Below are 20,906 nucleotides of genomic sequence, written 5' to 3'. Positions count from 1 at the left end.
CCCTCGCAGTCCTGTCCTGGTGCTGGAAACTGCTCCTTGAACGGGCCCTGGTCAACCCGCCCTACGCCGGCAGCGGCAGCCGCAAGGGTGGCAAACTGGGGCTGTTCGATCTTCTGCCGGCCACACCGGCCGGGGCAGTAACAGCGCGCGCGCTGACCTACTGGCTGCGCGATCCCCGCTATTCCGGATCCCTGGTGGTGGTCCCGCTGCTCCCCATCCTGCTGGTGTTCCAGGGCAGCCAGTCCGGTGACTACGGAGTACTGGCGGTGGCTGCACCGCTGGCTGCCTTCCTGCTTGCCTGGTCCATCTCAGCGGACGTCTCCTATGACAACACGGCATTCGCACTGCATGTGGCCACGGGCGTCCGCGGTGTGGACGACCGGCTGGGCAGGGCGTTGGCCTGCCTGGCTTTTGCCCTGCCCGTGGTGCTGATCTTTGCAGTGGGCCAGTACTTCTTTACCGGCAGCTGGTCAGAACTGCCCGGCCAGCTGGGCTTGAGCCTGGGCATCCTCTTCACCGGGCTTGGCTTATCGTCCGTGGTGTCGGCACGCTACACGGTGGCCGTTCCGTTGCCCGGGGACAGCCCGTTCAAGAAGCCCCCGGGCAACGTAGGGCAGACCCTGGTGGTGCAGTTTGCCGGCATGGGCGTCTTGAGCCTGCTGGTCCTGCCCGAAGTGGGCCTGCTCATCGCGCAGCTGGTCACGGGGAATGCCATGTTCGGGTGGGCCAACCTGGCCGTCGGCCTGATGCTGGGACTGGCGCTGTTTGGTGCGGGCATTCGGCTGGGTGGAAAGTGGCTTGATGCCCGCGGACCCGAACTGCTGGCCCAACTGACCGTCAACCGCTGACTCCGTAAAGGACCAGACGTAATGCACCAGAAAGGCGGCCGGACATGGAAGTTGTCATCCTCCAGGGCAGCAAGCTGATCGGACAGCTCGTCGCCGATGCCATCGAGGCCCTGCTCCGGCGCAAGCCCACCGCTGTACTGGGCCTTGCCACCGGGTCATCGCCGCTGCCGGTGTACGACGAGCTGGCAGCGCGCCACCAGCGTGACGGGCTGGACTTCAGCAAGGCCCATGCCTTTGCCCTGGACGAATACGTGGGGCTGGACCATGGTCATCCGGAGTCCTACCGGGAAGTCATCCGGCGGGAATTCACCAGCCGGGTCAACATCGCCGAAGGCAACGTCCATACGCCTGACGGGGCGGCCGCGGACCTGCCTGCGGCCTGTTCCGCCTACGAGGAGGCCATGCGGGCAGCGGGCGGCGTGGACCTGCAGCTCCTGGGCGTGGGTACGGATGGCCACATCGGCTTCAACGAACCCGGTTCCTCGCTCGCATCCCGGACGCGCATCAAAACGCTGATCGAGCAGACGCGCCGGGACAACGCCAGATTCTTTGGCAGCCTGGCAGAGGTGCCGCACCATGTGGTGACCCAGGGGCTGGGCACTATCCTCGAGGCCCGGCACGTTGTCCTCATCGCTACCGGGGCACAGAAGGCACCGGCCGTCCGCGACTTCGTGGAAGGGCCCGTCGCCGCCATCTGCCCGGCCTCGGTCCTCCAGTTCCACCCGCACGCCACCATCCTGGTGGATGAGGCCGCGGCATCGTCGCTGAAGCTCGCCGACTTCTACCGGCACACGTACGATCACAAGCCTGCCTGGCAGGCGCTGTAATTCCGGCCACACACCACGCGGGTGCGTAGCGGCGTTGCGCGGAACGGCCGACGGCGGCGGGTGCGGTGTGTGCAAAACGGTCCTCCCGCCGTCGAACGTCCTCCGTCCCGGGACGCTAAGATGGATGCCATGACTAGCATGACGGACCCTCTCGAAAACGACCCGATGCGCGAGCTTTCCGGGGCTGGAACGTCCACGGCAACCATCGAGCGCGAAGAGCTGCGCCAGGAAGTGGAGCCCGGTGACCGGGAACGCTTCTCGCACTACGTGCGCAAGGAAAAAATCATGGAATCCGCGCTGACGGGTGATCCTGTCATTGCCCTCTGCGGCAAAGTGTGGACGCCGGGCCGGGATCCGCAGAAGTTCCCGGTGTGCCCCATGTGCAAAGAGGTTTATGACGGCCTCCGCCCGGGCAACGACGGCGGCAAGGGTCCCGGAGGGGACTCGGGCAACAACAAGTAGTGACGGAGACGCTCTTTGGCGGCCCCACCCTGCCACCGGCTTATCCGGAACGCGCAGCCTGGGGAACCGCCCAAAAACTCCGTGCCTGGCAGCAGCAAGCACTTGACCTCTACTTCAGGACCGATCCCCGCGACTTCCTGGCCGTAGCAACTCCCGGCGCCGGCAAGACCACCTTCGCTCTGCGCGTGGCCTCCATGCTCATCGAATCAGGGGCGGTCAACCGCGTCACCATCGTGGCACCCACGGACCACCTGAAACGGCAGTGGGCGGACGCCGCTGCCAAGGTGGGCATCGCCATCGACCCCAACTTCAAGAACTCCGACGGCCAGCACGGCCGCGGTTTCGTTGGCGTCGCTGTCACCTACGCGCAGGTGGCCAGCAAACCCATGCTGCACCGCGCCAAAACCGAGGCAGCCCGCACCCTGGTGATCCTTGACGAGATCCACCACGGCGGCGAAGCCCTGTCCTGGGGCGACGGCCTCCGCGAAGCGTTTGACCCTGCGGCACGGCGGCTCTCCCTGACCGGTACGCCGTTCCGCTCCGACACCTCGCCCATCCCGTTCGTTGAATACGCGCAGGACAAGGACGGGATCCGGCGCTCGAAAGCGGACTACACCTACGGCTACGGCAATGCCCTGCGTGACCACGTGGTGCGCCCGGTCATGTTCATGGCCTACTCGGGCCAGATGCGGTGGCGCACCAGCGCCGGCGAGGAAATGGCGGCCTCCCTGGGCGAGTCCGCGGTCACCAAGGACATCACGTCGCAGGCGTGGCGGACGGCGCTGAACCCGGCCGGGGAATGGATTCCCGCTGTCCTGGCGGGGGCGGACAAACGCCTCAGCGAAGTGCGCCGCACGGTTCCGGACGCCGGCGGGCTGGTCATCGCCACGGACCACGAGGATGCCAGGGCCTATGCCGGGCAGCTGAAAAGGATCACCGGCGAATCGCCCACGGTGATCCTTTCCGACGACGCCAAGGCCTCCAGCAAGATCGAGGAATTCACCGTGAGCGAGAAACGGTGGATGGTGGCCGTCCGCATGGTGTCAGAAGGCGTGGACGTGCCCCGGCTTTCCGTCGGCGTCTATGCGACGTCCACCTCGACGCCGCTGTTCTTCGCCCAGGCTGTGGGCCGCTTTGTGCGCGCCCGGAAACGCGGCGAAACGGCCTCGGTCTTCCTGCCGTCCGTGCCGATGCTGATGGCCCTGGCCAACTCGATGGAGGCCGAACGCGACCACGCGCTGGACCGCCCCGAGAAAGAGGACAGCGACGGCCTGTTCAATCCCGAGGACTCGCTGATGGAAGAGGCCAACCGGGAGGACAAGGCGTCCGACAGCCTTACCAAGGGCAAGTTCGAGGCCCTCGACTCGCAGGCGTCCTTCGACCGGGTATTGTTCGACGGCGGCGAGTTCGGCACCGGGGGAGAAGTGGGCTCGGAGGACGAACTGGACTTCCTGGGCATCCCCGGACTGCTGGATGCCGAGCAGGTGGGGACGCTGCTGCGGCAGCGCCAGCACGAACAGCTCAACCGCAAGAACCGGCGCGCACCGGCAGCCGAGCCGGCCGCCGCGCCGCCGGCCATACCGGACCACCGGATGCTGATGGACCTGCGCAACGAACTGGCCAAGAACGTGGCGGCCTGGTCGGCGCGGACCGGAACCCCGCACGGCGTGGTGCACACGAAGCTGCGGACCGTCTGCGGCGGCCCTCCAGTCGCGCAGGCGAACGAGGAACAGCTTCAGTCCAGGCTGCGCAAGCTCCAGGACTGGTTCATCGGCCGGAAGTAAGGCTCAGGCGACTTCGACGCCGCCCAGCTCCATTTCGGCCACAGCGTCCTCCAGGTCCTCGGCGATGCCGGCGGTGAGTGAGCGGATGACCGTGACGGAGTAGCCTGCCTGGACCGCGTCCAGCGAGGTGGCCATCACGCAGTAGTCGGTGGCGATCCCCACCACTACCACGTCCTCCACGTCGTGGCTTTGCAGCCAGTCGTCCAGTCCGATGGCGTTGTCCGCGGGTGCGTAGGCTTCTGCGTCAGCGGGCATGGCGCCCGGCTGGCGTTCCCCGGTGGGGACGGCATCCTCAGGTGCCAGCAGGCCCTCAAAGCCGGAGTACGCCGCGGCGAACTGTCCCTTCTGGAAGTAGGCCTGGATGTATTCGCTGTCCAGGTCCGGATGGAGTTCTGCGCCGCGAGTGCCGGCCACGCAGTGCCGCGGCCAGCTGTCCTTGTGATCGGGCGTGTCGGAAAAATGCGCGCCGGGATCGATGTGCCAGTCCTGGGTGGCAACGATGTGGTCAAACTCGAGGTGGTGGGCATCAACGTATTCGCTGATGGCTGCTGCTACGTCCGCCCCGCCGGCCACGGCAAGGGAGCCGCCCTCGCAGAAGTCGTTCTGGACGTCAACGATGATCAGGGCGCGGGACATCAGTTCTCCTCGTAGATGGTGGGGATGGCAGGCTCGCCGCGCTGCAGGCGGTTGACGACGCCGGGCAGTTCGGCCATGGTGTCCGCGTGCCGTTGGCGGGCGCGGACCACACCCTCGTGTCCGGTCCAGCCCGGCAGCACCTCGCCGTTCTTCATAAACTGCTGAAGCAGCGGCCGGTCGTTGCCGTCGTCTTCGGGGCGGTGGCCGATGCCCACAATCTCCTGGGTGGCCATCCCCCGTTCGTTGAGCTTGCGCAGCGCGTACTTCCGGCCGCCCATGCTGGTTTTGTTCTTGGCGGTTTTCGCCACGGAGACGAAATTGCCGGCGTCGTCGGTGCGGCTGACGAGCTTGTAGACCATGCTCGCTGTGGGTGCACCGGAACCGGTGACCAGCGAGGTGCCCACACCGTAGGAATCCACCGGGGCGGACTGCAGCGCGGCGATGGCGAACTCGTCCAGGTCCGAGGTGACCACGATCTTGGTGTTCACGTTGCCGAGCTCGTCCAGGAGGCGCCGGACCCATTGGGCCTGGGCCACGAGGTCGCCGGAGTCCAGCCGGACGCCCCCCAGTTTGGGCCCCGCCAACTCGACGGCGGCACGTACCGCTGCTTCGACGTCGTACGTGTCCACGAGCAGCGAGGTGCCGGGTCCGAGGGAGGCGATCTGCGCCTCAAAGGCTTCCCGCTCGGTGTCGTGGAGGAGCGTGAAGGAGTGCGCGGCGGTCCCTACCGTTTTGATTCCGTACCGGAAGCCGGCCTCGAGGTTGGAGGTGCTGGCGAACCCGGCAATGACGGCGGCGCGGGCTGCCGCGACTGCCGATTCCTCGTGCGTGCGCCGGGATCCCATTTCGATGCAGGGCCGGTTGCCGGCCGCGGTGATCATGCGGGACGCGGCGGAGGCGATGGCACTGTCATGGTTCAGGACCGAGAGCAGGTAGGTCTCCAGCATGCAGGCTTCGGCAAACGTTGATTCGACAATCAGGATGGGGGAGTTGGGGAAGTACGCCTCGCCCTCCGGGTAGCCCCAGATGTCACCGGAAAAGCGGTAGCTCGCCAGGTAGTCCAGGGTGTCCTGGTTGACCACGCCGGTCCGCCCCAGGAAGTCCAGCTCGGCTTCACCGAACCGGAAGTCGGCGATGCCCTCCAGCAGGCGGCCCGTTCCCGCCACAATCCCGTACCGCCGGCCGTCCGGCAGGCGCCGGGCAAAAGCCTCGAAGACCGACCTGCGGTGTGCGGCGCCCGAGTGCAGGGACGCCTGCAGCATGGTCAGCTCGTAGTGGTCTGTGTAAAAGGACGTGCGGGGATGGTCCCAGCTGGCGGAGGTACTCACAAAATTTACTCTAGTCCCCACCGGCTCCCTCGTCTCGCTTCGCTTCGCCGCGGGGCCCTCCCCACCGGCTCCCTCGTCTCGCTTCGCTTCGCCGCGGGGCCCTCGCCAGCGTGGGCCCATCCGGCGTGGGCCCATGCTCCCCATAGAATGGACAGATGACCTTAAGCGTTGCGCTCGGCCCCGATACACAGGAGGGCACCCGGACCGGGACAGAGGCGTCCACCGACTCCCTGACCGCCCCGGACATCCCTTGGAACCTGGTGATCTGGAACGATCCCGTCAACCTGATGAGTTACGTCAGCTATGTCTTCCAAAGCTACTTCGGCTACACCGAGTCCAAAGCCAACAAACTGATGATGGAAGTCCACAAAAAGGGCCGGTCCATCGTTGCCCACGGCAGCAAGGAACAGGTTGAGCGGCATGCCGTGGCCATGCACGGCTTCGGCCTCTGGGCCACGGTGGAGAGGGCCTCCGGCGGGAATGGTGGAAGCTCCAAAAACTCAGGAAAATCCGGCGGGTCCGGGCAGGGCAAGGGGAAACGTGGCTAAGGCATTCAAATACGGGCTCAAGGGCATCACGGGGTTCCTGGAACCCGCCGAACGGGAACTGCTCCGCAGCCTGATCGATGACGTCATCTCCATGCTCCAGCCGGCCGAACACACCAGCCAGGATCCGCTGGCCGCCCTGATCGGACTGGATATGGACGTCCAGGAACCGACGGACCGTGCCGTTAAGCGGTTGCTGCCCAACGTGATGAAGAACGACGACGGCGCGTCCCTGGAGTTCCGCCAGCTCACCGAGCGCTCGCTGCGGGAAACCAAGATCGGCGCGCTGCGCGCCGCCGCGCTGGACCTGGACAGGGACGAAGTGGTCCTCACCGCCGAAGGGGCAAGGTTTTGGTCCATGGCCCTGAACGATGTGCGCCTGGTGCTGGCGGAACGCCTGGATATCCGGGATGAAGAGGACGCCGAACACGTGCACCTGATGCAGGACTGGTCCCAGGCCGAGGACGTGGAAAGTTACCTGGCCCTGGTGTACAACTTCACCACGTGGCTGCAGGAATCACTGGTCCAGGCGATGCTCCAGTCCCTGGACTCACGGGCCTGAACTGCTGTCCTGTTCCGGGATTCGACCGCCAATGTGACAAATTTGACATGAGTCGGGCGCCACAATGTGATGGCTGCGGCCCCGGGGAAGACCTATCCTCGAATAATCATGACTACAGCCTCGAGCATGGATCCGTCAGGCGCAGCCGCATCGGACTCCCCAGCCAGCAGCACCACGGCCCAGGTGGGGTCCCGCCCCATCGGCATCTTTGATTCCGGTGTCGGCGGACTGACCGTGGCGCGGTCCATCATCGACCAGCTCCCCAACGAGTCCATCCTCTATGTGGGGGATACCGCCAACGGGCCCTACGGGCCATTGCCCATTGCCGAAGTCCGCGCCAACGCCCTGGGCGTGATGGACGAACTGGTGGACTCCGGCGTCAAGCTGCTGACCATTGCCTGCAACTCGGCGTCGGCCGCTGTCCTGAGGGACGCCCGTGAGCGGTACACGGCGAAATACGGCATCCCTGTCATCGAGGTGATCCAGCCGGCCGTCCGGCGGGCTGTCGCTGCCACCCGCAGCGGGCGTATCGGCGTCATCGGAACCTCCGCCACCGTTGGTTCACGGGCTTACGAAGACACGTTCGCCGCCGCGCCGGACCTGGCGATCACGTCCGTGGCCTGCCCCGAGTTCGTGAGCTACGTGGAGGCCGGGATCACCACCGGACCCGCCCTGCTGGCTATTGCCGAAGAGTACCTGGCGCCGCTGAAGGCGGCAGGCGTGGACACCGTGGTGCTGGGCTGCACGCACTATCCGCTGCTGACCGGCGTCATCTCGTTCGTGATGGGCGACGCCGTGACGCTCGTGTCCAGCGCGGAGGAAACGGCGAAGGACGTGTACCGGGCCCTCGTCACCCACGACCTTCAGCGCACTGCTGTAGCACCGCCGGAACACCATTTCATCGCCACCGGTGACGCCGGCCAGTTCGAAACGCTGGCCCGCCGTTTCCTGGGGCCGGAGGTCCTGTCCGTCCGGCACGTGGACCATGTGGCGGCCCAGTACCCCACCGGCAGCCTGGCGCGGATCACGCCCGAGATGATCGCGGCTGCGCAGACCGCCAGCGCCCGGCAGTCGTCGTCGGGACCTCGGACTTCGAACTTTGTGGGCGCCCACCGGGCCGGAGGACCTGCCCTGTGAAGCTCACCATCGTCGGCTGCACCGGCTCGTTTCCCGGCCCGAGCTCCCCGGCGTCCTGCTACCTCCTGACCGCCAGCGACGGCGAGCGGACGTGGAAGATCGTGATGGACCTTGGCAGCGGAGCCCTGGGCGCCATCCAGCGCTACACGGACCTTGAGGACATCGACGCGATCTTCCTCACCCACCTGCACCCGGACCACTGCATGGACTTGTGCGGCCTGCACGTGGCCGTCCGATGGAAGCCCGGCGGCTGGGGGCGCGGCAGGATTCCAGTGTGGGGCCCCGCCGCGACGGCGGACCGGATGGCCACCGCCTACGGCCTGGAACTCGATCCGGGGATGCACGAGGAATTCGACTTCACGAACTGGACCGAACGGGAATCCGTCACGGTGGGGCCGTTCACGGTGACGCCGTTCGCGGTGAACCATCCCGTGGAGGAGGCCTACGCCCTGCGGGTGGAAGTGACCGAACCGGACAAGCAGGGCAACGATGTCAGCCGGATCCTGACGTATTCCGGGGACACCGATTCCTGCGCCGGGCTGGAGGAAGCGGCAAAGGACGCTGACCTGTTCCTGTGCGAGGCCGCCTTTGAGGAAGGCCGCGACGACGACATCAAGGATGTCCACCTGACCGGAAAGCGTGCCGGCGAGGCCGCGGAGAGCGCGGGCGCACGCCGGCTGTTGCTCACGCACATCCCCGTCTGGACATCGCCCACCACCGTTATGGCCGAAGCGCGCCCGGTGTTCGGCGGCGACGTGGCCGTTGCCGTGGCCGGTGTGCACTACACCGTCTAAGCCGGTTCCCTCGTCTGCTCATGGCCGGCCGGGTCAGCTGGGCCGCCTCGTCCACTGAACGCCCGGCGGGACGGCTCGCCGTGAGTCGATAAGCTAAAGGTATGACTTCTGAAGCAACCGCAGTGCCCGTAGTGCGCGCCGATGGCCGCGCCCCCGACCAGCTCCGCCCCATCAGCATCACCCGCGGATGGTCCAAGCAGGCCGAGGGATCGGCCCTCATCGAGTTCGGCAACACCAGGGTCCTGTGCACGGCGTCCCTGACGGCGGGCGTGCCGCGCTGGCTCAAGGGCGAAGGCCGCGGCTGGGTCACGGCGGAGTACGCCATGCTTCCCCGGGCCACCAACACCCGTTCCGACCGCGAATCTGTCAAGGGGAAAATCGGCGGGCGGACCCACGAGATTTCCCGGCTGATCGGACGCTCGCTGCGTTCCATCATTGACACCAAGGCCCTGGGCGAAAACACGATCGTCCTGGACTGCGATGTCCTCCAGGCCGACGGCGGAACCCGCACCGCGGCCATCACCGGCGCCTACGTGGCGCTGGCCGACGCCATCCGTTTCGCCCGCGACAACAAGCTGATCGCCAAGAACGCCCAGCCCCTGATCGACACGATCGCTGCCGTTTCGGTGGGCATCATCGACGGCGTGCCAATGCTGGACCTGCCCTACGTTGAGGACGTCCGCGCCGAAACCGACATGAACGTGGTGGTCACCGGATCCGGGAAGTTCGTGGAAGTCCAGGGCACCGCAGAGGGTGCTCCCTTCGACCGGGACGAGCTGAACCAGCTGCTGGACCTGGCCCTCCTGGGCACCACCGCCCTGGCGGCGATCCAGCGCGAAACCCTCGCCGACGCACTGTGAACACCAGCGCAGGGAACCCGAACGCCGTGAACGCTGAATCCGGTAGCGCGCCCGTGCTTCGCCTCGTCCTGGCCACGCACAATATGGGCAAGCTCAGGGAGCTCCGCGAGCTGCTGCGCGGACAGGTTCCCGGGCTCGACGTCGACACTCAGGTGGTGGACGCCGCGGCGGCAGGTGGGCCGGACGTCGTCGAAACCGGCGTCACGTTCGCCGAGAACGCGCTGTTGAAGGCGCGGACTGTTGCCGAGGCCACGGGCCTGGTGGCGATCGCCGACGATTCGGGGCTGGCCGTGGACGTACTGGGCGGGGCGCCTGGAATCTTTTCCGCGCGCTGGTCCGGCCGGCACGGTGACGATGCCGCCAACCTGAAGCTTCTGCTGGACCAACTCTCCGATGTCCCTGACGGGCACCGTGGAGCCGCGTTTGTCTGCGCTGCGGCCCTGGCTGTCCCGGGACCGGGCGCTGGGAGCCGCGACGTGGTGGAGTACGGCCAGCTTGAGGGGACCCTCCTGCGCGAACCCCGCGGCAATGGCGGCTTCGGCTACGACCCCGTGCTGCAACCGGCCGGCGAGGACCGCAGCTGCGCTGAATTGTCAGCGGCGGAAAAGAACGCGATCAGCCACCGGGCGAAGGCCTTCCGGGCACTCCTGCCGGCCATTGTCGAGGCACTCGCCGGCCCGTGACCGTACGGGAGATTTGTCCGGATATCGCGACCAAATGAGGCTCGAACGGGCGATATCTGGACAAAAACGCCTGGGGAGACATTCGTCATTTCCGCCGGCATTCCCCGCAGGGCCGCGGAGGCAGCATTTTGGGGCGGGCCGATACAATGTTGCTGTGAACGCGCGCATCGATCACTTGGTCATCGCCGCAGATTCGCTCGAACAGGGCGTCGCCTGGTGCGAGGCCACATTCGGCGTTCAGCCCTCCGGTGGAGGCAAACACGCCTTGATGGGCACGCACAATCGAGTGTTGGACATCAGCACGGTGCGCTTCCCGCAGTGCTATCTGGAGATCATCGCGATTGACCCTGAAGCGCCGGCCCCGGGTCGGCCGCGTTGGTTCGGGCTGGACCAGCCAGTGTTGCGCGGGGCGGTGCGCCAATGTCCCCTACTGGTGCACGCAGTCGCGCGGACGGACATAATGGAAATGCTGCGGCAGCGCCTGGTCAACGTCGACCTCGACCCCGGCGTACCACTGGCAGCGCAGCGCGATACGCCGCAGGGCCTGTTGAAGTGGCGCATTACAGTACGCGACGATGGCCGCACCCAATGCGCTGGCGCGTTGCCGACTTTGATCGAATGGACGGGAGCACATCCCTGTGATCACCTCCCGCCGACGCCCTTGGCGTTGCAGGAGCTGGTATTGCATGGGGTGCCGCAGGAGGCGCTTGACGTGTTGAAGCTGCCAGAAGTGCGAGCGACCCCCAATGGGGCTTGCCCACGCCGCGCCGCTCAGCGCCACACTGAACTCGCCGCGCGGCACCGTGATAATCGATGCCTGGCACGCCGAGGACTGAACCGTCGGGGGCAACGGAGTGGCCGGGGAGTAGTGACAGGCTGCGCGGTGAGGGCTCAGTGGTCCCGGTGGGTCTTCCGCTCGGCCTCGGGTTCGTGTTCCTCAATGAATTCCTCGACGGCGTCCGTGCCGAACTTGGCAGCCTGGCGCTTGGCCGAGAATCCGCGGAGTACTTCGATGCCGATCGGAATCACGGAAACCAGCACGATGACGATGAAGATGATGTCCAGGTTCTCCCGGACCCACGGGACCCTGTCACCCAGTAAGTAGCCCAACAATGTGACACCACTGCCCCACAGGACCGCGCCGATCACGTTGAAGAGGAAGAACTTCTTCTTGTCCATCTGGGCCACGCCAACGATTACGGGCACGAAGGTCCGGATGATCGGCACGAAGCGGGCGAGGATCAGTGCCTTGCCGCCGTGCTTTTCGAAGAAAGCGTGTGCGTTCTCCACGTTTTCGCGCTTGAAGAGGCGGGAGTTCGGCTTATTGAAGATGGCGGGGCCGGCCTTGGAACCGATCAGGTAGCCGGTTTGGTTGCCGATGATGGCGGATATGGTGATCAGGAGCGCCAGGAGCCAGACATTGAACTGGATGGTGTCCGTTGCAACCAGCAGCCCAGCCGTGAACAGCATCGAATCGCCGGGAAGGAAGAATCCCACCAGCAGGCCCGTTTCGGCGAAGACAATTCCGCAGACGAGCAGCACCACCCAGGGCGCAAGTGCTGGATCGGCCAAGAAAATCTGGGGGTTCAGCCAGTCGGGCAGGAAGGATGCCAGCTGGGGCTGGACCGGTCCTGCACCACCCAGCATGGGCACGGCAAGGTCGCTGATCGCAAGAAAGTTCACCTACTCAGGGTACTTGACGCACTCTCGCTGCCCGGCGTCGGACGGGTGATTTCCACGACAGGGCCGCCCCGGTGACACCGGAACGGGCCTGTCCGGCGGTAAAGTATGGGCCGTGGGTTTGGACTTTACGGCGATCGACTTCGAGACGGCCAATGGCTTCCGGGGTTCACCATGCGCGGTTGGCCTGACGAAAGTGCGCGGCGGGCGCGTGGTGGATGAGGCGTCGTGGCTGATGCGGCCTCCGGTCAACCACGACCACTTCGAGTACCACAACGTCAGGGTTCACGGCATAAAGGCCACGGACGTGGCTGGCCGCCCGCGCTTCGGTGAACTGTTCCCGGAGATTGGCGCCTTCATCGGGGACGACATCCTGGCGGCGCACAACGCGGCCTTTGACCTGGGAGTGATCCGGTCAGGGCTTGAGGTCTCCGGCCTGCCCGGCCCTGCCTACGACTACGTCTGCACCGTGATGCTGGCCCGGCGCTGCTACGCCCTGGTCTCCAATTCCTTGCCGTTCGCCGCGGAGGAAGCCGGCGTGCCGCTGGTCAACCACCACGACGCCGCAGAAGACGCCCGCGCCTGCGCCGGCATCCTGATCGACATCGCGGCCCGGAACAACGCCAACAGCATTGCCGAGCTCTACCTGTCGCTGGGCCTGGTCCTGCCGCATCAGGAGGCGTTTGACCCTGCGCGCGACGTCCTGTCCAAAGCCAGCCTTACCGCCCTTGCCGGCGCCGCTGGCGGAAACAGCGCCACGCTGGTGCGCCCGTTCCTGTCCGGATGGCCGGAGGAGGGCGACAACCCCGTCCCCAACGCCGACGCCGAACCCTCCCACCCGCTGTACGGCCAGACCGTTGTCTTCACCGGCGAGCTCTCCATGGCCCGGCCGGAAGCAAAGGTGCGTTCGGCCGAGCTGGGTGCCCGGCCGGAAAGCCGGGTAACCGCCCGCACCACGGTGCTGGTGGTGGGTGACGGTTTTGTGGCCGCGGACCTGAGGTCCGGCAGGCTGACCGGCAAGGCCCGGCGCGTCCTGGAGCTCCACGACCGCGGCCAGCCCATCGAAGTACTCTCCGAAGGCGAGTTCCTGCAGATGGTGGGCGGCTGAGCCGCACGCTTTGTCCGCATGCGGTGATTCCGGCTACACGGATCCGGCCCGGTGTTCATCCGGCGCAACAAATCTTCCCTGCGGCGTGCCCGGCTCCTAGCCTTGCAGGATGAGCAAACTATCGGACGGCCAAACAACCGGAATCAACTGGTCCGCCGTGTTCGCCTTTCCCAACCCCGTCAATGAATACGCGGCCCGGATCACAGCCGGCCTGGTGGTGCTCCTCGCGGGCGCCACACTGCTGAGCGGGTCCGTTTGGGGACTCGTGCTGATCGCCGCGGGCTTCTGGCTGCGGGTGCTCTTCGGCCCACGGATTTCGCCGCTGGCCCTGCTCTCCGTCAAGGTCCTGGCACCCCGTCTGGGCCGCGTTCGCCTGGTTCCCGGACCGCCCAAGCGTTTTGCCCAGGGCATGGGAGCGGCGGTGTCCACGACGGCGCTGATCCTGTTCCTTGCCGGTGCCGCCCCTGCAGCCTGGATTGCGCTCGCGGTACTCATTGCGGCTGCGTCGCTGGAGGCCTTCGCCGGATTCTGCCTGGGCTGCGTTATCTTCGGAGTGCTGCAGCGCCGGGGCCTGATCCCGGAGGACATCTGCGAGGCCTGCAACAACGTCGCGCTCAAGCGGTTGTAACGCCCGCCAGCAGATCGGCCATGCCGCGGATGACGTCCGGCCCTTCGAGGGCGTCGAGCCATTCCGGGGGCAGGCACTCTTCGCCGTAGTAGGCACCCAGGATGTTTCCGGCGATGGATCCCGTGGAATCGCTGGCGCCGCTGTGGTTGACGGCCAGCGCCAGGGCTGCCCGGAAATGGTCTTGCGGCGACAGTGTGGAGTCCGCGCCCGGCGCTGTGGCCAGGACAGCGTAAAGCCCGACGGCGAACGCCTCCTCCGCGACCCAGCCCTCGCCGAGCTGCCGAACCAGTTCCTCGGGCGACAGGACGCCTGTTCCCGCACAGCGGATGGCCGTTTCAAGCCGCTCGGGAAGTTCCGCCGCCAGATCCTTCAGGCCACGCACTTCGGCCAGGACCGCCGCCGCCGCGTCCGCCAGGGTATCACCGGCCACCAGGCGGTGGATCAGCAGGCTGAAACTGCCGGCACTTTGCCGTGCGGACGGATGGCCGTGCGTCAGGGAGGCGGCGTCGGCACTCAACTTATAGACGGCGTCGGACGCTATGAAGGGAATCAGGCCGAACGGGGCCGACCTCATCACTGTTCCGCGATCCTTCGAGTCCGAGTTCACGGGCCGGTAGACCGTTCCCATTTCACCCGTGGCCAGTCCGCTGATGCACGTTTCTTCCGGGGCGCGGCGGTGCCTCAGCACCTCGTTCCCATCGATCCACCGCGGCGGCTGCGCCGGGGCCTGCGGCGGCACAGACTCACCCTGGGTGTCCAGCCAGCGAAGGTAGGCCAGCCACACGCAGGCGTTCGCATCGGCGCCCACGCCGTCATTGGCCCATTCGAGCACCTCCACCAGCCCGTCCACGGTATACAGCGTCAGCTGCGTGTCGTCCGAAAAGTGGCTGCCGCCGTCGAGCGCTGCCAGGTCCGTCAGGCCCGCGGGGCCGAAGCGCTGGCGAATGGCCTCGATCGGGTCGAACGCCACCGCGTACCCCAGCGAGTCTCCCAGGGCGCCGCCCAGGAGGCAGCCGTGGATGCGGGACTTCAGCGGGGGCGCGGCAACGGCGTCCGGTTCAATGCTCATGACAGTAAATTTACCGTGGGGCGAAGGTGGAACGCGCCGGGGCGCCACGCCGTCCGTCCACTAAGCTCGGACTCAGCCAACGCCCAGAATCCCTTGGCAGAATGCAAAGGCACCAAACCCCAACGATAAGGATTGCCCCACCATGACCACGCCTGTGCCCGTCCACCGTGATCCCGCCCCCGGGCTGACTGCCGGAAGCGGTGGCGAAATCCGGCACGGGCTGGTGTCCAGGCTGTCTGCGGAAGCCTTTGGCAGCCTTTTCATCGTGGTGGCTGGGCTGGGCGTGCCGCTGTTCTCCATCCCGCAGTCCAGCCCGCTGCCGGCCGCGCTCGCAGCAGGTCTCGCGGTGACCGCGGCCATGCTTGCCTTCGGCTACGTTTCCGGCGGACACTTCAACCCGGCAGTGACCGTTGGCCACGCCGTCGCCGGCCGGATCCGGCTCGGTGACGCCGCCGCTTACATCGGCGCGCAGCTGGTGGGTGCACTTCTCGGCGCCCTCGCACTCTTTGGCATCCTTCGGACCCTGCCGGGCATCCAGGACAGCCGCACGGCGTTCGACACTGTGACCGCCGGATTCGGCGAACATTCCATCATCCAGGCGCCCCTCGCCGGTGTGCTCCTGCTGGAAGTACTCGGGGCCGCCATCCTGGTTGCAGTCTTCCTGGGCACCACCGCACGCAACAACATCAACAAAACGGCAGCCGCCGTAGCCGTGGGCCTCGCCTTCGCCGTTCTGCTGCAGCTGGGCCTGTCCGTGGGCAACGCGCCGTTCAACCCCGCACGCGCCACGGCCTCGGCCGTCTTCAGCTCCAGCTGGTCCCTTGAGCAGCTGTGGCTTTTCTGGGTTGCTCCGTTGGCGGGCGCAGCCATCGCCGGGCTGGTCTTCCGGGGGTTCGCCGAGCCGGTTGCTGCCGTTACTGCTTCGGCCGCTGGATCAGCTGCTGACGGGTCAGTATATGACGGCAGTGAGGCCGACGACGTTGAGGATTTCGACGACGACGAGGACACCGACGTCGATGGCGGCGTCGCCGACGAGTCCGCTGCGGTGCCCGCCAAGGCACCTGCTCCGGCCAAGCCCGCACCGGCTCATGCCGCCGCGGACGAGCCGGACAGCCGCGACGAGGCCCAGGAATTCTTCGACGGAAAGCGCGGCTAGCTGGCCTGACTGGGCAACGGCCTGTTGCTGCGGTTTCCTAAACTGTCGGTGGCAGCCGCTAGCGTAAGAATATGCGGTTATTGCACACATCGGACTGGCACTTGGGCAGGTCCTTCCACGGCGTCGGGATGCTGGACGCCCAGCGGTCATTCGTTGATCAGCTCGTCAGCGCTGTCACCGGAAATGCGGTCGACGTCGTCCTGATCGCCGGTGATGTCTACGACCGCGCCCTGCCCGGCGTCGACGTCGTGGGGCTGTTGGACGATGCCCTGGTGCGGCTCACGGCGGCCGGCGCCACAGTGGTGCTGACATCCGGCAACCACGACTCCGCCATCCGGCTGGGCTTCGCCTCCCGGCTGCTGGAACGTGGCGGCGTCCACTTGCGGACCCGGCTGGCGGACCTGGACCAGCCCGTCGTCCTGCCCCTTGAGACGGGTGACGGCGGGACGCCCGGTGCCGTCCTGGCCATCTATGGAATCCCCTGGCTGGAACCGCGCCTCGTCGCCGAACAACTCGGTGCAGAAACAGCCAGCCACTTCGAAGTCACCCGCGCCGCCACTGACCGCATCCGGGCAGACCTCGCGGAGCGCAGCGCAGCGGGAACCGTCCATTCGGTGGTCCTCGCCCACACGTTCGCCAGCGGAGGGATCAGCTCAGACAGCGAACGGGACCTCAGTATCGGGGGAGTCGGAGCCGTGCCCCTGGACCTCTTCGACGGATTCAGCTACACCGCGCTGGGTCACCTGCACGGCCGCCAGACCCTGTCGCCGCAGGTCAGGTACTCGGGGTCGCCCCTGGCCTACTCGTTCTCCGAAGCCAAGCACACCAAGGGAGGCTGGCTGATCGACGTCGGCCCGGACGGTGTGACCGGCGTATCGGAACTGTCGTGGGAAGCCCCGCGGAAGCTGGCCGTGCTCCGCGGCGATATCTCGGAGCTCCTGGAGTCCGCGGAACATTCCTGGGCCGAAGGGGCGTACTGCCAGATCACCCTCACGGATGAGCAGCGGCCGCCGCAGGCCATGGAGCGGCTGCGGGCCCGTTTTCCGGACACGCTGGTCCTCGGCTTTGATCCGCAGGGCGGCGCCGTCAAGGCGTCCAAGAGTTACAGCAGCCGGCTCGCCGAAGCCCAGGATGATCTCTCGCTCTGCTGCGGATTCCTCGATCATGTGCGGGGGCGGGACGCGGACGACGCCGAGCGGTCGGCCATCGCCGCGGCGCTGGATAACGTACGCCTGACGGAGGCATCGCTATGAGGATCCACCGCCTTGCCATCTCCGCCTTCGGGCCCTTTGCGGGTACCGAGGAAATCGACTTCGACAGGTTGAGCGCACACGGACTCTTCCTCCTTAACGGGCCTACGGGGGCAGGGAAGACCAGCGTGCTGGACGCCGTCTGCTTTGCGCTGTACGGATCCGTGCCCGGGGCGCGCCAGGATGGTAAGCGCCTGCGCAGCGATCATGCCGAGCCGTCGCTCGAACCGGCGGTAACCTGCGAGTTTTCCGCCCAGGGCCGCCACTTCGAAGTCACCAGGTCGCCGGCCTGGGATAAACCCAGTGCCCGGGGGAAGAACGGCTTCACCACACAGCAGGCCAAAACGCTCCTCCGGGAACGCATCAGCGGAACGTGGACTGAGCGATCCGGACGCAATGACGAAGCCGGCGCTGAAATCACCGCCCTGCTGGGAATGGACCGGGAACAGTTCACGCGCGTGGTGATGCTGCCGCAGGGCGATTTTGCCGCCTTCCTGCGGTCCAAGGCAGCCGATCGCCTGGAACTGCTGCAGAAGCTCTTCGGCACCCAGCGGTTCGAGGCCCTGGAACAGGAATTGGCGGCGCAGGCACAGGCCGCGCGGAACGATGTTGCCCGGCTGAACGCGGAGCTTGAGCTGCTGGCGGCGCGGGCGGAAGCCGAGGCCGCTGCGCTGGCCATTGACGATTCCGCAGCTCCTCCCCAGGAGGAATCTTCTGCCCGGATCGAATGGCTGCAGGAATCAGTGGCCCACCGCGCAGGGGAACTGGCTGCCGCGGCGGAGGCCGCAGCAGTTGTCAGCAGGCACACCTCCGGCCGGCTGGAGAGCGAGTCCGCGCGGCGGGAACGGCACCGCAAACTGGCAGCCGCCGAGGCCCGGAAAGCAGCCGCAGAGGCAACCCTGCCGTCACTGGAGGTCTATGCCGCCCGCCTCGAACAGCACCGCCGCGCCGAGGTGCTCTCGGGCCAGCTGCAAGCAGTCCAGTCCAGCCAGACCCAGGTCCGGCACGCGGCGGGAGCCATGGAATCCGCCATCACACTGCTGCGCATGGCGGCGGATGAAGACCCCGAACTGGACCAGCTGGACCTTGGCGCCTTGGATGCGGACCACTCCGATGGCGGGCTCTCCGCTGCGGGGGCCCTTGACATCGACGGTGAGCTGAGCCGTCTCCGGTCCCTGCTGGCCGTGGTGGAGGCCAGGCTGCCGGACGAAGAACGCCTCCATTCGCTCGTTGCCACGCGTGCCGCACTCAGCACGAAGCAGAAGGAACTCACCCAAAAGGACATTGACCTGGGCGTTTCGCTGCAGGCCCTCCGCACGGAGCAGGAAACCCTGACGGCACGCCTGGAGCCGTTGGCGGAACTGGCCTCAGCCGCGATCATGCATGCCAAGGAAGCCGCTGCGGCCGAGGAACTTCTTGACGTTGTCCGGCGCTACGCGGCTGCCCGTGCGGCGCAGGCGCTCGCCACCGAGCGCCACTCGGCGTCCCGGGAGATCCAGCTCGAGAAGAAACTCCGCTGGCTGGACCTGCGCGAGGAAAGACTCGCCAACGCCGCCGCCGAACTCGCCGCCCAGCTGGCCGAGGGGGAAGCCTGCCCGGTTTGCGGCAGTGCGGACCACCCGGCTCCCGCGGTGGCTGCAGCGTCAGCGCTGGGCCTCAGCCAGGCCGAGGAAGCCGCCCAGCACGACCATGAGTCTGCGGAGAAAGACCTGGCAGCGCGGGCCCGTGAGTTGGGCGACGCGAACCAGTTGATGGCCGTTCTTGAAGGCCAGGGCGGGGACACCCCCGAAGAGGAAGCGCTTGCGGCGTTCGAGACAGCCCGCACCGCCGCCGGAGAGTCGCAGCTGGCGGTGAAAAACCTCGCTGACCTCCGGCAGCAGCTTGAGGCAGCCGAAACCAGATTTACCGCAGCGGATTCCGCCAGGCACAGAGCGGCATCCGAACTCGCGCAGGTCGCCGTTGAATTGTCGGGGCTGGTGGACCAGCTGGCGTCGCTTGACGAGGCGCTCTCCGCCCTGCGTGGCGGCCACCGCAGCCTCACACACCGGCTGCGGTCGCTGCAGGACGCTGCTGCCACACTGGAGAAGGCCGTGGAGGCCCAGGCCTTGCTCAGCAGGGCCAGGTCCAGGGCCGAGGAAGCGCGGATCCAGCTTGACCTGGCGTTGCCGGAGGCTGGTTTCAGTTCTGACGTTGAAGCCCGGGCTCAGCTGCTGTCGGCCACCGACGCCGACGCCCTGCTGGCTGAGGTCCGGGCAGGCCACGACGAACAGGCGCGGATTGCCGAGCTGTTCGCATCCGAGGATCTGCTGCTGGCACTGACGGAAGAAGCAGCACATCCAGCGGTGGATGAAGCCCTCATTGCGGAGCTGCAAACCGCCGCGGAGCAGGCCGGGCAGGAGGCACGCGCCGCCGATCTCGCCGCCGGTATGGCCGTGCGCTGTGTGGAATCGCTGGCCGCTGTCCGCAATGACTACGAACGGCTTGCCGGTTCCGGGCGGGTTCCGCGGGAACGCGCCCGGCTGCTGACAGCCCTTGCTGATACCGCCGCAGGCCGAGGAGACAACACGTACCGCATGAGCCTGAACAGCTACGTCCTCGCGGCACGGCTTGAACAGGTGGCGTTGGCTGCTTCCGAACGCCTGGTGGCCATGAGCGATGGCCGCTACCTGCTCCAGCATTCAGACGCCAAGGCCGCGCGGGGCGCGAAATCCGGGTTGGGCCTTGAAGTCGTGGACCAGTGGACCGGGCACCGCCGGGATACCTCCACCCTTTCCGGCGGCGAGTCCTTTATGGCGTCCCTCTCACTCGCCCTGGGGTTGGCAGATGTTGTGCAGCAGGAGTCCGGCGGCATCCAGATCGAGACGCTCTTTGTGGACGAGGGTTTCGGCAGCCTCGACGAACAATCCCTGGAACAGGTGATGGACGCCCTCGAAGGCCTTCGCGACGGCGGGCGCGTTGTGGGTCTCGTCAGTCATGTGGGGGAAATGAAACAGCGTATCGGAACCCAGCTCCAGGTCCTCAAGGGCCGGAACGGTTCCACGCTCCGCATTTCCGACGCCGCCGAAGCGCTGGTGTGACGGCGGCCATGCCGGGCTGGAATGGCCCCAGCCGGCCTCTATAATCGGATAGTTACCGGGTCGCGCGCATCGGGAGGAGGGACGATGCGCATTACTGAACGAGCCCGGAACCTTGAATTCTTCAACAATGTCCTCCCTGCCCGCTTCCCTGGAAGCGCCGCTTTCTTCTGACACTGTCTCTCCCGGCACTGCCCATCCTGGCACTGCGCCGGCCTCCGCTGCGCCGGCCTCCGCTGCGCCGGCCTCCGCTGCGCCGGCCTCCGCTGCGCCGGCCTCCGCTGCGCTGGCTCCGCCCACGGGACGGTTCGCCAGGCTCCCGCACCTCGCAGGCCGCAGCTTTATCCCGCTTGGCCTGTTCGCCCGGCTGCCCTTGGCCATGCTTACTGTCGGCGCCCTGACGCTTGTTACGTCCGTGACCGGCTCCTACGCGCTGGGTGGCACTGCCGCTGGTGCTGTGGGGATCGGCTCGGCC

General features: G+C 66.8%; 18 protein-coding genes and 3 pseudogenes. 17 read left to right on the top strand and 4 right to left on the bottom strand.

Translation table 11 applies throughout. From position 1 onward, the window contains the following. From V6M49_RS08590 to V6M49_RS08575, 4 genes and pseudogenes are all read left to right on the top strand, one after another. Nucleotides 1-848: pseudogene (locus V6M49_RS08590) on the top strand (transporter); the annotation flags it as partial. A 44-nt stretch (nucleotides 849-892) separates the two neighbouring features. After that, nucleotides 893-1,675, top strand: a complete 783-nt coding sequence (gene nagB, locus V6M49_RS08585; RefSeq protein WP_104061181.1) for a glucosamine-6-phosphate deaminase — start codon at nucleotides 893-895, stop codon at nucleotides 1,673-1,675. 120 nt (nucleotides 1,676-1,795) lie between these two features. Then, nucleotides 1,796-2,137, top strand: coding sequence for a DUF3039 domain-containing protein (locus V6M49_RS08580; protein ID WP_056349372.1), 342 nt, complete (start codon nucleotides 1,796-1,798; stop codon nucleotides 2,135-2,137). Next, nucleotides 2,137-3,921, top strand: a complete 1,785-nt coding sequence (locus tag V6M49_RS08575; protein ID WP_332760857.1) for a DEAD/DEAH box helicase — start codon at nucleotides 2,137-2,139, stop codon at nucleotides 3,919-3,921. Before V6M49_RS08580 ends, V6M49_RS08575 begins: the two co-directional genes overlap by 1 nt. A gap of 3 nt (nucleotides 3,922-3,924) precedes the next feature. On the opposite strand, the gene V6M49_RS08570 is transcribed toward V6M49_RS08575, so the two are convergent. Both V6M49_RS08570 and V6M49_RS08565 read right to left on the bottom strand, forming a co-directional pair. Further along, on the bottom strand, nucleotides 3,925-4,557 hold the full coding sequence (locus tag V6M49_RS08570) for an isochorismatase family protein (protein ID WP_141140953.1): 633 nt from the start codon (nucleotides 4,555-4,557) through the stop codon (nucleotides 3,925-3,927). Continuing rightward, a complete protein-coding gene (locus tag V6M49_RS08565; RefSeq protein ID WP_141140952.1) occupies nucleotides 4,557-5,885 on the bottom strand; it encodes a nicotinate phosphoribosyltransferase in 1,329 nt (442 codons plus the stop codon). Before V6M49_RS08565 ends, V6M49_RS08570 begins: the two co-directional genes overlap by 1 nt. Before the next feature lie 155 nt (nucleotides 5,886-6,040). Here V6M49_RS08565 and clpS point away from each other — a divergent pair, with 155 nt between their 5' ends. From clpS to V6M49_RS19910, 7 genes and pseudogenes are all read left to right on the top strand, one after another. Then, complete coding sequence (gene clpS, locus V6M49_RS08560) at nucleotides 6,041-6,433, top strand: ATP-dependent Clp protease adapter ClpS (protein ID WP_141140951.1); 393 nt, start codon at nucleotides 6,041-6,043, stop codon at nucleotides 6,431-6,433. Beyond that, on the top strand, nucleotides 6,426-6,992 hold the full coding sequence (locus V6M49_RS08555) for a DUF2017 domain-containing protein (protein ID WP_141140950.1): 567 nt from the start codon (nucleotides 6,426-6,428) through the stop codon (nucleotides 6,990-6,992). The genes clpS and V6M49_RS08555 overlap by 8 nt, the downstream gene beginning before the upstream one ends. Nucleotides 6,993-7,061: 69 nt before the next feature. Continuing rightward, nucleotides 7,062-8,129 (top strand): glutamate racemase, encoded by a 1,068-nt coding sequence (murI, locus tag V6M49_RS08550; protein ID WP_141140949.1) that lies wholly within the window; start codon nucleotides 7,062-7,064, stop codon nucleotides 8,127-8,129. After that, a complete protein-coding gene (locus tag V6M49_RS08545) occupies nucleotides 8,126-8,923 on the top strand; it encodes an MBL fold metallo-hydrolase (RefSeq protein WP_141140948.1) in 798 nt (265 codons plus the stop codon). Before murI ends, V6M49_RS08545 begins: the two co-directional genes overlap by 4 nt. A gap of 101 nt (nucleotides 8,924-9,024) precedes the next feature. Further along, nucleotides 9,025-9,783: a ribonuclease PH gene (rph, locus tag V6M49_RS08540; RefSeq protein WP_058932038.1), complete on the top strand. Its 759-nt coding sequence runs from the start codon at nucleotides 9,025-9,027 to the stop codon at nucleotides 9,781-9,783. 26 nt (nucleotides 9,784-9,809) lie between these two features. Next, nucleotides 9,810-10,466: an RdgB/HAM1 family non-canonical purine NTP pyrophosphatase gene (gene rdgB / locus V6M49_RS08535; protein WP_332760856.1), complete on the top strand. Its 657-nt coding sequence runs from the start codon at nucleotides 9,810-9,812 to the stop codon at nucleotides 10,464-10,466. A gap of 34 nt (nucleotides 10,467-10,500) precedes the next feature. Then, nucleotides 10,501-11,115, top strand: a pseudogene (locus V6M49_RS19910) (VOC family protein); the annotation flags it as partial. A gap of 242 nt (nucleotides 11,116-11,357) precedes the next feature. On the opposite strand, the gene V6M49_RS08530 reads toward V6M49_RS19910, so the two are convergent. Beyond that, complete coding sequence (locus V6M49_RS08530) at nucleotides 11,358-12,134, bottom strand: VTT domain-containing protein (protein ID WP_056349654.1); 777 nt, start codon at nucleotides 12,132-12,134, stop codon at nucleotides 11,358-11,360. A 127-nt stretch (nucleotides 12,135-12,261) separates the two neighbouring features. Here V6M49_RS08530 and V6M49_RS08525 point away from each other — a divergent pair, with 127 nt between their 5' ends. Continuing rightward, a complete protein-coding gene (locus V6M49_RS08525) occupies nucleotides 12,262-13,254 on the top strand; it encodes an exonuclease domain-containing protein (RefSeq protein WP_141140945.1) in 993 nt (330 codons plus the stop codon). A 109-nt stretch (nucleotides 13,255-13,363) separates the two neighbouring features. Next, the gene (locus V6M49_RS08520; RefSeq protein ID WP_141140944.1) at nucleotides 13,364-13,882 is read left to right on the top strand and encodes a DUF4395 domain-containing protein; all 519 of its coding nucleotides are present in this window, start codon (nucleotides 13,364-13,366) and stop codon (nucleotides 13,880-13,882) included. Here the strand turns inward: V6M49_RS08520 and V6M49_RS08515 are convergent. Further along, the gene (locus V6M49_RS08515) at nucleotides 13,869-14,951 is read right to left on the bottom strand and encodes an ADP-ribosylglycohydrolase family protein (RefSeq protein ID WP_332760855.1); all 1,083 of its coding nucleotides are present in this window, start codon (nucleotides 14,949-14,951) and stop codon (nucleotides 13,869-13,871) included. The two genes, V6M49_RS08520 and V6M49_RS08515, sit on opposite strands and share 14 nt — an antisense overlap. A gap of 142 nt (nucleotides 14,952-15,093) precedes the next feature. Here V6M49_RS08515 and V6M49_RS08510 point away from each other — a divergent pair, with 142 nt between their 5' ends. The 4 genes and pseudogenes from V6M49_RS08510 to V6M49_RS08495 form a co-directional block, all read left to right on the top strand. Next, on the top strand, nucleotides 15,094-16,107 hold the full coding sequence (locus V6M49_RS08510) for an MIP/aquaporin family protein (protein ID WP_141140942.1): 1,014 nt from the start codon (nucleotides 15,094-15,096) through the stop codon (nucleotides 16,105-16,107). A 71-nt stretch (nucleotides 16,108-16,178) separates the two neighbouring features. Continuing rightward, nucleotides 16,179-17,360, top strand: a complete 1,182-nt coding sequence (locus V6M49_RS08505; RefSeq protein WP_332760854.1) for an exonuclease SbcCD subunit D — start codon at nucleotides 16,179-16,181, stop codon at nucleotides 17,358-17,360. Beyond that, nucleotides 17,357-20,434, top strand: coding sequence for an SMC family ATPase (locus V6M49_RS08500; RefSeq protein ID WP_332760853.1), 3,078 nt, complete (start codon nucleotides 17,357-17,359; stop codon nucleotides 20,432-20,434). The genes V6M49_RS08505 and V6M49_RS08500 overlap by 4 nt, the downstream gene beginning before the upstream one ends. Before the next feature lie 127 nt (nucleotides 20,435-20,561). Beyond that, nucleotides 20,562-20,906, top strand: a pseudogene (locus tag V6M49_RS08495) (hypothetical protein); the annotation flags it as partial.

The sequence above is a fragment of the Pseudarthrobacter sp. genome (assembly GCF_036675385.1).
Classification (GTDB): Bacteria; Actinomycetota; Actinomycetes; order Actinomycetales; family Micrococcaceae; genus Arthrobacter.
This window is presented reverse-complemented; position numbering and strand designations above follow the sequence as displayed.